This window comes from Gordonibacter sp., from assembly GCF_036667095.1.
Taxonomy (GTDB): domain Bacteria; phylum Actinomycetota; class Coriobacteriia; order Coriobacteriales; family Eggerthellaceae; genus Gordonibacter.
In genome coordinates, this window is record NZ_JAVWUP010000338.1 from 1 (window position 1) to 1993 (window position 1993).

Genomic DNA, 1993 nt, shown 5'->3' on the forward strand with positions numbered 1-1993 from the left:
CGCGGCCGTCAAGGAGGTGTGCCGCTTCTGCGAGCACTTCCTGGAGCAGGGCCCGGATCTTGCCGATGTGCCTGAAGAGGTCAGGCGCGTTGGCAACCCGAACCGGTTTTTACTGTAGGCCGGCGCGTTTTGCGAGGCCCGTTCCTGCAGGTTCCACCGGGGGTGCCAGAGCTGCCCATACGGATGCGGCCGCGCGGCTTTTGCCGGGTGGCCGCATCTGCGCTTCCCGGGCCTGTGCATTTCCTCGAAAGCGTGTTCTCTGCGTGATGTTGCGTTTTCGGAAGTCTGTTACAATGAGGATATCGGCGGCAAGAAGCGAGCACGGCGACGGAGGAGTGTGAGCATATGAGCCAAGCGGTTACTTGTCCGGCATGCGGAGCGTCCGACCTGGATGTATGCTGCTACGACTCCATGATGGTCGTACGTTCGAACCTCGCTATGTTCACGCTGCGCTGCCCGACATGCGGTGCCAAGGTTTCAAGCATGCAGGCCATTCCCTCGCAGTTGCGCGAAGAAGTCCGATTTGCCGCCATCGAAGTTGGTGCCGGCATGGGAAGAAAAGACTAATACTTCAATGTTGAATACTCTCTACCAAGGTCTCGATCCTGTCGTGTTTTCTCTGGGTCCTCTTGTCGTGCGTTGGTACGGCATCGCCTATATAGCCGGTTTCGTGTGCGCCGCGCTGCTCATCTACCGGCTTGCCAAGCGCTGGCGTGTCAACGTGGATGCAGATTCGTTGCTCACCATTATGTTCTGCGTCATCGTGGGCGTCATCGTGGGCGGCCGTTTGGGCTACGTGATGTTCTACAGTGACTACAACTTCCTTGAGAACCCGCTTGAGGTGTTTGCTTTCAACCATGGCGGCATGAGCTTCCATGGTGGGCTGGTGGGCGCGCTGCTTGCGGGTGTCGTTGCGGCAAAGCTCACGCATATCCCGTACCTCACGTTGGCCGACCTGGGTTGTGTGGCGGCTCCTATCGGGCTCTTTTTCGGTCGTCTGGCGAACTTCGTGAACGGCGAGCTGTGGGGTGCACCCACCGATCTGCCGTGGGGTGTGGTGTTTGGCGGTTCGGCTGGCATGATGCCGCGTCATCCCTCACAGCTCTACGAAGCGCTGCTCGAGGGCGTTATCCTGTTCCTCGTGCTGTTTTTGCTGTCGCGCAAGCGTCCGCCGCGCCCGCAGGGGACGTTTTTAGGCGTGTTCCTCGTCTTGTACGGTTGTTTTCGGTTTGTCATCGAATTCATCCGCGAACCCGATGCCCAGCTAGGATATATATGGGGTGGATGGCTCACCATGGGTCAGCTGCTTTCCGTGCCCCTCATCTTGGTGGGTGTGGGCGTTCTGGTTTATGCGGTTCGGATGAAGCTTCCCCAAAAGGGTCTTCCCGAAATGGAATCAGAACAGTAACATATAAGTCTGCGTATTCGCAAATCGAAAGGGAATGCCATGGATGTCACGTTTTACCATTGCACGCACTGTGGGAACATCGCCATTAAGCCGTTCGACAGCGGTGTGCCGCTGGTGTGCTGCGGCGAGCAGATGGAAGAGCTTACGGCTAATACGACCGATGCTGCAACCGAGAAGCATGTGCCGGTGATCACCGTCGAGGGCAACCAGGTGCACGTGGCTGTGGGCAGCGTGCCGCATCCCATGACTCCCGAGCACTACATCACGTTTGTCTGCCTGGTCACGGAGAAGGGCTACCAGATCGCTCAGCTTACTCCCGAGGACCAGCCTACTGCCAGCTTCGCTGTCGCCGAGGGCGACAAGCCGCTGCGTGCCTACGAGTACTGCAACATCCACGGCCTGTGGGTTGCCGAGGTCTAGACTTCGCGCAGTTAAGGTGTCTTGAAGGGGAGGGTTCCTGCGGGAGCCCTCCTTTGCGTTTATGGAGTCCCCTTAAGAGTTGGTAACCATATTCGGTGCGCCGGGAGCGACTCTTATAATAGGTGGAAATCTATTACGATCGAGGAGGGCCTCATGGGTTTTTTC

3 protein-coding genes are annotated in these 1993 nt (G+C 58.0%); all 3 read left to right on the top strand.

The genetic code is table 11. The features are described 5' to 3' along the window. Positions 1-345 precede the first annotated feature (345 nt). From RR842_RS14410 to RR842_RS14420, 3 genes are read left to right on the top strand one after another with little or no spacing between them, the layout of a single operon-like run. Positions 346-567, top strand: a complete 222-nt coding sequence (locus RR842_RS14410) for a UDP-N-acetylmuramoylalanyl-D-glutamate--2,6-diaminopimelate ligase (RefSeq protein ID WP_332554575.1) — start codon at positions 346-348, stop codon at positions 565-567. 7 nt (positions 568-574) lie between these two features. Beyond that, positions 575-1408: a prolipoprotein diacylglyceryl transferase gene (gene lgt, locus RR842_RS14415; protein ID WP_332518820.1), complete on the top strand. Its 834-nt coding sequence runs from the start codon at positions 575-577 to the stop codon at positions 1406-1408. Positions 1409-1447: 39 nt separating this feature from the next. After that, positions 1448-1828: a desulfoferrodoxin family protein gene (locus tag RR842_RS14420; protein WP_332518819.1), complete on the top strand. Its 381-nt coding sequence runs from the start codon at positions 1448-1450 to the stop codon at positions 1826-1828. Positions 1829-1993 lie beyond the last annotated feature (165 nt).